Source organism: Plantactinospora sp. B5E13 (assembly GCF_039871775.1).
Taxonomy (GTDB): Bacteria; Actinomycetota; Actinomycetes; order Mycobacteriales; family Micromonosporaceae; genus Plantactinospora.
In genome coordinates this window covers 1-9,107 of sequence record NZ_JBDPLT010000091.1, presented here as the reverse complement: position 1 = coordinate 9,107, position 9,107 = coordinate 1, and the positions used below count along the sequence as shown (strand labels likewise).

Genomic DNA, 9,107 nt, shown 5'->3' with positions numbered 1-9,107 from the left:
GGTCGCCCGCCGCGCGGCATCCGGGTCAGAAGTCGTCGTCGAACCGAACCGTCCCGGTCACCCCGACCTGGTACGCCGACACCCGCCGCTCGAAGAAGTTCGACAGTTCCTGGACGTCCTGCAACTCCATGAAGGCGAACGGGTTGCCCGATCCGTACAGCGGCGCGATGTCCAGCTGGGCCAGCCGGCGGTCCGCGACGTGCTGCAGGTACTCCCGCATGTCCGGCAGGGAGAGCCCGGGCACCCCCTGGCCGAGCAGGTCCTCGGCGAACTGCACCTCGCACTCGACCGCCTCGGCGAGCATCTGCCGTACCTGCTCCGCCAGCTCGGCGTCGAAGAGTTCCGGCTCCTCCTGGCGGACCGTGTCGACCACGTCGAAGGCGAACGCCATGTGCATCGACTCGTCGCGGAACACCCAGTTGGTGCCGGAGGCGAGCCCGTGCAGCAGCCCCCGGGACCGCAGGAAGTAGACGTACGCGAAGGCGCCGTAGAAGAACAGCCCTTCGATGCAGGCGGCGAAGCAGATCAGGTTGAGCAGGAACGCCCGCCGGTCCTCCCGGGTCTCCAGCTTGCGCAGCTCGAAGATCGAGTCGATCCAGCGAAAGCAGAACTCGGCCTTGCGCCGGATCGACGGGATGTTGTCGATCGCCGCGAACGCCGCGAACCGTTCCGTCTCGTCCGGCACGTACGTGTCGAGCAGGTTGAGGTAGAACTGGACGTGCACCGCCTCCTCGAAGAGCTGGCGGGACAGGTAGAGCCGGCCCTCCGGCGAGTTGACGTGCTGGTAGAGGTTGAGCACCAGGTTGTTCGCGACGATCGTGTCCCCGGTGGCGAAGAACGCGACCAGCCGGCTGACCAGGTGCCGTTCGGCCGGGGTGAGCCGCTCCAGGTCGGCGAGGTCGCTGTGCAGGTCGACCTCCTCGACGGTCCAGGTGTTCTTGATCGCGTCGCGGTACCGGTCGAAGAAGTGCGGGTAGCGCATCGGGCGCAGGGTCAGGTCCAGACCCGGGTCGAGCAGCATGGTCTCAGTTCTCGCTTTCGGCGGTCGTGGTCGGGTACGTCGTCGGGTGGCCGCTCACTGGCAGGCCTCGCAGGCCTCCGGGTTCTCCAGTGAGCAGGCCAGGGCCGCGTCGACGGCGTCGCCCGTACCCGCGCCCCCGGTTGGCAGGGTGACCAGCGGTCCCCGGAGGACTCCGGCCCGGACCGGGGAGACGGTCGCCTGCTGGATCCGGGTCGCCGGCCGGGACCGCAGGTAGTAGGTGGTCTTCAGACCGGACTTCCAGGCGTACAGGTACATCGAGCTGAGCCGGCCGATCTCCGGGGAGGCCATGAAGAGGTTCAGCGACTGCGACTGGTCCACGTACGGGGCCCGGGCCGCCGCCAGGTCGATCAGCGAACGCTGCGGCAGCTCCCAGGCAGTCCGGTACAGCTCCCGCAGTTCCGCCGGAAGCGCCTCGATCCCCTGCACCGAGCCGTCCGCCCGCTTGATCGCGGTACGGATCTCCTCGGTCCAGAGCCCGCGCGCCTTCAGCTCCCGGACCAGCGCGGTGTTGATCTGCAGGAACTCGCCGCTGAGGGTTTCCCGCTTGAACAGGTTGGAGACCTGCGGCTCGATGCACTCGTAGCAGCCGGCGATCGAGGCGATGGTCGCGGTCGGGGCGATCGCCACCAGCAGCGAGTTGCGCAGCCCGTGTGCGGCGACCCGGTCCCGCAGCGCCGCCCAACGCTCGGCCTGGACGCCGGTGACCCCCCACAGGTCGGGCTGGAGCTGCCCGGCCGCGGCCCGGGTCTCGGCGTACGCCGGGTGTGCGCCGAACTCCTCGGCGAGCCCGGCCGAGGTCTCCAGCGCGGTCAGGTAGACCTCCTCGGCGATCCGGGTCGACAGTTCCCGGGCCTCGGCCGAGTCGAACGGCATCCGGAGCGCGAAGAAGACGTCCTGCAGCCCCATCATGCCGAGCCCGACCGGTCGCCAGCGGGGGTTGCTCGCCGCCGCCTGCGGGCTCGGGTAGTAGTTGATGTCGATCACCCGGTCGAGGAACGTCACGGCGGTCCGGACCGTCTCCCGCAGCCGCGCCCAGTCGATCCCGTCGCCATCGGTGGCGTTCCCGGCCAGGTGCGCGGCCAGGTTGATCGAGCCGAGGTTGCAGACCGCGGTCTCGGAATCGTTCGAGACCTCGATGATCTCGGTGCAGAGGTTCGACAGGTGCACCACGTTGCCGGGCCGCCCGGTCTGGTTGCAGAGCCGGTTCGAGGTGTCCTTGAAGGTCATCCAGCCGTTGCCGGTCTGGGCCAGGGTCCGCATCATCCGGCCGTACAGTTCCCGGGCCGGGAGCTGGCGGACGTACCGGCCCTGTTCCTCGGCCGCCCGGTAGGCCGCGTCGAACTCGTCACCCCACAGGTCGGGCAGCTCCGGGACCTCGTCCGGGTCGAACAGCGACCACACCCCGTCGGCCTCGACCCGGCGCATGAACTCGTCCGGGATCCAGTTGGCCAGGTTGAGGTTGTGGGTACGCCGGGCGTCCTCGCCGGTGTTGTCCCGCAGCTGGAGGAAGTCCTCGATGTCCGGGTGCCACGGCTCCAGGTAGACACAGGCCGCGCCCTTGCGCCGACCGCCCTGGTTGACCGCGGCCACCGACGCGTCGAGGGTACGCAGGAACGGCACGATCCCGTTCGACTGCCCGTTGGTGCCCCGGATCAACGCACCTCGGGACCGGACCCGCGACCAGGCGATGCCGATCCCGCCGGCGAACTTCGACAGGTGCGCGACCTGCGCGTACCTGTCGTAGATCGAGCCGAGCTCGTCGCGCGGCGAGTCGACCAGGTAGCAGGAGGACATCTGGGTGTGCCGGGTGCCGGAGTTGAACAGCGTCGGCGAGCTGGGCAGGTACGCCAGCGACGACATCAGCCGGTAGAAGCCGATCGCCTCACCGGGGGTACGGGACAGGCCGCAGGCGACCCGGAGCAGCCAGTACTGCGGGGTCTCCACCACGAGCCGGCTGGTCGGGTGGCGCAGCAGGTAGCGGTCGTAGACCGTGCGCAGTCCGAAGTACTCGAAGCGCCGGTCGGCGTCCGGGTCGACGGCGTCGTCGAGCTTGCGGGCGTTGATCCGGACGAACTCGGCGGTCTCGTCACCGACCAGGCCCTGCTCGTGCCCGAGTCGGATCGCCTGGCTGAACGAGGCGATCCCCTGGCCCCGGACCTCCTTGTCGACGTAGCCGGCGAGCAGCCGGGCGGCAAGCCGGGAGTACTGCGGTTCCTCGCCGATCATCTCGGCGGCGGTCTGGATGGAGAGCCGGTCGAGTTCGGCGGTGGTCGCGCCGTCGTACAGGCCGCTGATGGTCCGGGTCGCCACCCGCAGCGGGTCGACGTCGGTCAGGTCGTCCGCCCACCGCTCCACCGCCCGGACGATCTTGTTGACGTCCACCGGCTCGGTGTCGCCGTTACGCTTACGGACCCGCATCTGCGGACGTCGGGACGCGGACGCCTCGCTGTCTCCCGTCTCCGGGCCGGTCGTCGGGACCTCGGTGACCGTCACAATCTTCTCCTCGCGCGCTCGCCTCCGGATGGTCCGGCAGGCGCGCGGGGACACGGCGACACCGCGACGGGTACGCACGATCGCGTACGTCGAGTGGCGTCGGCCGTCCCGCGCGGCCTCGGACCGCCGCGTACCGACGGGTACGCGGCGCGCTGGCAGGTCTTCGGACTCGCGGGCCGGCACGGGGGTCGCCCGTGTTCGCCTACTGGCCGTCGCTTCCCAGGCACATCCGGCGGTTGCCGGACGTCGTCCCAGTGCGTGATGACGGCGGTCGTTCCCACTCACCGCTGCGGGGCAGTCCCGGATTCGCGCCGGGTTCCCTCTTGCCTCGGCCGCCGTGGAGCGGCGGCCGAACCAGCTGCGTGAGACACCATATATAGGGCCACCCCAAAAGTCACACCCAAGATGTCGTGTCGGCGTGTCGCCATGATCACCGTCGAGGGAGAGTTTGGGGCGGGTGCCGGTCACACCCACGGTCGGCGTCCCGTCCACCGGGCATGGCAACAACCACCATCCGAAGGACAGGTCCACGAAACCGCCCCGCCGTACCGGCCGGGCGGGTCACCCTCGACGGAGCGGCGCGCACAATCCAGGGAGGGCGGCGATGACGGTCCTGGTCACCGGCGCGACCGGACGCCTCGGCCGGGTCCTCACCCCGACACTGGCCGGCTACGGCCACCCGACCCGGGCGATGAGCCGTACCCCGAAGGGTGGCGACGGCGTCGACCGGATCCGGGCCGACCTCGCCACCGGCGAGGGCCTGGCCGCCGCGCTGGACGGGGTCGAGACCGTGGTCCACCTCGCGTCGGCGCCGTACCAGCGCGGCTACACCCGGCAGGTCGACGTCGACGGCACCCGCCGGCTGGTCGACACCGCCGGCCCCGCCGGGGTACGCCACCTGGTGTACGTCTCGATCGTCGGCATCGACCGGGTACCGTGGTCGTACTACCGGGTGAAACTCGACGCCGAGGCGATCGTGGCGGCCGGTCCGGTGCCGTGGACGATCCTGCGGGTCACCCAGTTCCACGACCTGATCGACGAGGCGCTGACCAGACTCGCCCGGTTCCCGGTGCTGCCGGTCGACCCGAAGATCGTCGGACAACCGGTCGACGTCCACGACGTCGCGGCCCACCTGGTACGCCGGATCTCCGCCCCGGCAACCCGGACCATCGAGGAGTACGGCGGCCCGGAGGTGCTGGGTCTGGCGGACGTCGCCCGGGCCTGGCTGGCCGCCCGGGGTGTCCGGCGGCCGCTGCTCCGGCTGCCCGTGCCGGGCCGGTTCGGTCGGGAGCTGCGCGCCGGGGCGCTGACCACCGACCGTGGAGACCGGGGCCGCATCACCTGGTCCGACTACCTGGCCGGACGGTCCGCCGGACCTGGGTGACCCGCTGCACCGTGTCGACGCGGGGTCGCTGATCCCAGTCGGACGACTGCGGCGTTTCGGTCAGCCCGGGCAGCACCGGGAACGGATTGCGCCTCGGGCATTCCGGGAACAGAGGAGTTCTGAACTGGACCCTCCTCATCGCGCCGGAACCGTCGAGGAGTACGCCGGTCCCGAGGTACCGGGTATCGCGGACCTGGCCCGAGCGTGGCTGACCGCCCGAGGCGTCCGGCGACCGCTGCTCCGGCTGCCCGTGCCGGGTCGGCTGGGCCGGGCGTTCCGCTCCGGGGCGTTGACCACCGACACCGGAGACCGGGGCCTGATCACCTGGTCCGACTACCGGGTCGGACGGCGTACCAGTCCGGGGTGACCTGCTGTACGGGTTGGTGATCCTGGTCTGGTCGTGGCTATCGTCGCCGGGCGGGTCCGCCATGCTGCTGGATCACGCGGCTTTGAACACCGTCTCGGCGTGCCACTCCAGGAACTCGCGGCTCGGTCGGTCAGCCCGCCGCTCCGGAAGCGCGATCTCGGTGCCCACCTTGGCGTAAAACTGGTCGCCGTTGCCGAACTCGCTGCGAAGTCGCGGGCTGACCAGCAGCCGGTGTTTCGGGTCGACGCTCAGATAGCCCTGGTCGAACATGATGTGCACGTCCGACCGGAGCAGCAGACCATTGTCGAGCCGGTGCTCACCACCCTTGCTGAGCGGCCGAATGTGGGCGGCCTGCAACACCGGCCGGACCCGGTTGCCGGTGATGGCACAGCGGCGGTCGTACGCCCCCAACACCACCGCCTTGAACGACTGCTGACCGAGCCGCTGGGGCGCGAGGCGGGGGTCGCCGTACACCGGGCCGGGCCGATGCCACGGCTCGGCCATGTCGATCTCGACCGGCCGGTCGACGAGCCGCTCGACGAGCAGGTGGAAGTAGTCGACCGCAGGATGTGTGGCCAGGTCGTAGCCCTTGCCCTGCACGATGTTCGAGGCGAAGTCCGGTGGCGGGCCGGCCAACGCGTCGGCCGGAAAGAACCGGGTGTCCCGGACGAAGATGCAACCGATGACCGGGTCCTCATCCAAGGCGATCGGCGCTCTGCGATACCGCCCGACACTCCGGCGCATCTCATCGAGACTCGACACGCCGTTCGCCTCGCCGAACAAATTCCACGCCTCCGAGATCGGCAACTGGACGAACCCGCTGAAGAAGCCGCCGCCGACCACCCGGTTGTGTGGGTAGTGCGTCTTGAAGAAGAACGGCTCCCCCGGGGTCAGGGCCCGGAATGTGCCGCCCGACGGTCGCCAGAAGTTGACCTCGTTCAGGGCAGGCCGCGCGGCGAGGAAGCGGTACCAGTCCGGGTCGGTCACCCCCACGAACGCCTTCACGTCGAGCAGTGTGCACACCTGTCGATCAATCTGACACCGCCCGAACGGGCACTTGCCCCCGACGCCAACGGACTGCAACTCGTCGTCGCGGTGGTGACGGCCCTCGGTCTGGTGGTCGCGGCGTTCGCGGTACCCGATCGGAGGCCCGCAAATCCGCAGCTTGACGTCGTACAGCTTCTGGGCCGTTTCGAACTCGGCCATCAGCTTCTCGGTGAACGGCTGGCGCCAGCTCGCCGCGCAGCAGTGCGTGCAGCAACGTCAGGAAGTGCGACCTCCCGGACCCGAACGGCCCGTGCAGGTACGCAACCCTCGACGTGCAGCCGGCGCCCGGCGACGCTGGCGGCAAGCTTGAGCAAAAATCGCCGGTGCTGCTCCGCTCGGGAAGCTTTGCCAGTCCGAGGCTCACGCCGTCACTATCTTTTGCGGCTCAGGATCTGGCCGAGCACCATGAACGCCGCAGCGACACAGATCCCTCGGCCGGCCCAAATGACGATGGAAATCGGCGTCTGTAGGTCGCCGCCTATCGGCCAGCGCACGGCAAGCAGGAGGAACCCGACCAGCGCCCCGACGAGGGAGAGCGCCAGCAGCGCTTCACCGATCATTCGAAGGGCCAAACCACTACGCGAACGAACCCTGCCGCTCTGCGGCCCGGTCGTCCCCAACGGCGCCCCTCCCCGATGGCTCGGGTACGTCACGAGTCAGTCTGTGGTCGATGGTCGGTCTCTCGTCACGGAACCTCGCACGTCCGAGGTGTCAGCTTCCGTCCTCGTCGGTCAGGCAACCTCGAAATGGATCGCGGAGAGGCCACAGGTGAGTCCGAGTCCCGCGACCACCACGCCGATACGCGGCCAGGGCACGTCGCTGGCCGGCCGGACTCCGACGGAGACAGCGACGGCAAGCGTGGCCGTGGCGACGAGGAGCATCGCGATCCGTAACACGCGCCCGGCGAGGCTCTCCAGATGCCAGAAGGTCATACCAAGGACTGCCGCCGCGAACACGATGACGCATATTGAGATCAACGGGAGCGCAATCTGCCAGCGGTGCCGTGGGTTCATCGGGCCTCGTTCTCGGGCCCCGAACGAGTCTCGTCCACATCAACGACGTCGTCCGGTTCCACTGTCAGGTCGTCACCGGCCGCACGCAGCTGGCCAGCCTGCTGCTCGACGTCGGCGAGTTGGTCAGTAGAAAGCCACTGACGGTCGGCGGCGTATTGGGCGAACGCCTCACCCAGGCCCTGTCCGTGCCAGGACTGGCTGCCAGCCTCTCTGAGGCCGAGCTCCCCGCTCAGGACGGATTTTGCGAGTCCGCCAAGGGGGTGGTCCTCATCTCTCATCTGGGCCAGCTTGGCCAGGAGAGCACGAGCCAACGGCTGCTGCGAGATGTCGTCGGGCAAGACCACTCCTAGTCCAGAGCAGGATGGTGATAGGGCTTGACTTGGGGAAGGGAGCCCAGGCCCAGTCGGGCATCGACCGCGCTGATCAACGCTCCGAGGCTCTTGAAGGTCACCTCGGCGTTGCCGTAGACCGTCGAGATCTCCTTGTAGAGATCATATGCCTGCCACGCGTAATAGGCCGCCGCTCCATAGCCCGCGACCGCGCCGATGCCAGTCTTGATCGTGGCCGTACCGACGGCACCCGCGACGCAGACCATAATGAGTGCGTCGAGCAACTTGCCCAGCAGATTCGTCAACGCGGCGAAAAGGTTCTTCGCGGCTTCCGACACCTGTGCGTAGAGATCCGCATACCTGTCCAACACGCCGTGGGCCGTCATCGCCGCACCACCAAGAACAAGCTGGAACTCCTGCTCGGCCTCTGCCGCGTTGCCCCGCCACACCTCCGACACGTCGGCCGCACCTGTGGTCAGGTTCCGGCTGACGTCCAACATCGCGTCGCCGACCGCGCGCCAGGCCGCGCCGCAGTACGTGTACGACTCCCAGTCTCCGGCCACGAGCTTGCCCCACCCCTCGAAGGGATCGACGCCGAACAGCCAGGTGCTGACCTGCCGCGCCCATGCGGACGGGCTGACCAGATCGGACAAGAGATTGATCTGGAACTCCTCTATGCCGGAGGCATAGTTCGGGGCCCCGAGCTGCTGGCCAGGCTCGGCAACGTCGGAGAAGAGCGAACGCGGCGCGCTGGGCCAGAGATCAGGCCGCCGCTCGGCGAGCGCTCCGCCGAGGCCGCCCGGGTCCTTGGCGCCCGGATAGGTCTGGTCAAGGCGGGCAGTCGCCGCCGCGTCAGACGTCGCGTACATCCGCTGGGCCAGGTTGACCTGGGTGGCGGCGCCCTGGGTGAGGTTGACGAACTCCTGAAGGCCGTTCGTCACCTGCTGGTACGCCTGCCGGTGCGGCCCGACCATGTTCATGAGCAAGCCGACCTCAACCAGGTTCAGGTCGCAGTTCCGCCTGGTGTAGTCCAAGGCGTCACGCGCGTCTCCGGAGGCCCGCCAAAGCAGGTTGTACAGACCATTCAGGCCGGTCGGATCGACATAGAACCCGGTCATTGCCCCCCCAAGGCCACCCGGCGACCGACGCTAGCAGATGCTGACCAATTCCGATGCTCGGTCTTCGACCGATCCCGATGTCTACCGGGACGTGCCGGAGCACCGTCGGCATCGCTGCCCGAGTCGATCCCTTGCCGGGCGAACCACTAGATGATTGAGTCCTAAATCTGGCCTGGTGGGGGACTTAGCGTATCGACACAGGGAAGGGTGTCGTTGTCTGCTCGTGACTGCCGACATCGACACCCTTCTGACTGCACTGTACGTGTTCGTAGACGATCACCTGGTACCGCATCGCCGCCGTCCCGGCCGTCCCC

General features: G+C 68.8%; 8 protein-coding genes and 1 riboswitch. Of the genes, 1 reads left to right on the top strand and 7 read right to left on the bottom strand.

The genetic code is table 11. From position 1 onward, the window contains the following. Nucleotides 1-25: 25 nt before the first annotated feature. Both ABGB05_RS36670 and ABGB05_RS36665 read right to left on the bottom strand, forming a co-directional pair. On the bottom strand, nucleotides 26-1,021 hold the full coding sequence (locus ABGB05_RS36670; protein ID WP_347658632.1) for a ribonucleotide-diphosphate reductase subunit beta: 996 nt from the start codon (nucleotides 1,019-1,021) through the stop codon (nucleotides 26-28). Between the two features lie 54 nt (nucleotides 1,022-1,075). Beyond that, a complete protein-coding gene (locus ABGB05_RS36665; RefSeq protein ID WP_347658633.1) occupies nucleotides 1,076-3,460 on the bottom strand; it encodes a ribonucleoside-diphosphate reductase subunit alpha in 2,385 nt (794 codons plus the stop codon). Between the two features lie 211 nt (nucleotides 3,461-3,671). Next, nucleotides 3,672-3,909, bottom strand: a riboswitch (cobalamin riboswitch). Between the two features lie 230 nt (nucleotides 3,910-4,139). Between ABGB05_RS36665 and ABGB05_RS36660 the strand changes: the two genes are divergently transcribed. Then, a complete protein-coding gene (locus tag ABGB05_RS36660; RefSeq protein ID WP_347658631.1) occupies nucleotides 4,140-4,919 on the top strand; it encodes an NAD(P)H-binding protein in 780 nt (259 codons plus the stop codon). 439 nt (nucleotides 4,920-5,358) lie between these two features. Here ABGB05_RS36660 and ABGB05_RS36655 read toward each other — a convergent pair whose 3' ends face one another. The 5 genes from ABGB05_RS36655 to ABGB05_RS36635 form a co-directional block, all read right to left on the bottom strand. Further along, entirely contained in the window at nucleotides 5,359-6,492 is a 1,134-nt protein-coding gene (locus ABGB05_RS36655) for an HNH endonuclease (protein ID WP_347658630.1), read from the bottom strand. A 212-nt stretch (nucleotides 6,493-6,704) separates the two neighbouring features. Next, complete coding sequence (locus ABGB05_RS36650; protein ID WP_347658629.1) at nucleotides 6,705-6,893, bottom strand: hypothetical protein; 189 nt, start codon at nucleotides 6,891-6,893, stop codon at nucleotides 6,705-6,707. A 171-nt stretch (nucleotides 6,894-7,064) separates the two neighbouring features. Beyond that, entirely contained in the window at nucleotides 7,065-7,346 is a 282-nt protein-coding gene (locus ABGB05_RS36645) for a hypothetical protein (RefSeq protein ID WP_347658628.1), read from the bottom strand. Beyond that, entirely contained in the window at nucleotides 7,343-7,684 is a 342-nt protein-coding gene (locus ABGB05_RS36640) for a hypothetical protein (protein ID WP_347658627.1), read from the bottom strand. The genes ABGB05_RS36645 and ABGB05_RS36640 overlap by 4 nt, the downstream gene beginning before the upstream one ends. Nucleotides 7,685-7,692: 8 nt before the next feature. Further along, nucleotides 7,693-8,793, bottom strand: coding sequence for a hypothetical protein (locus ABGB05_RS36635; RefSeq protein ID WP_347658626.1), 1,101 nt, complete (start codon nucleotides 8,791-8,793; stop codon nucleotides 7,693-7,695). Between the last annotated feature and the right edge of the window lie 314 nt (nucleotides 8,794-9,107).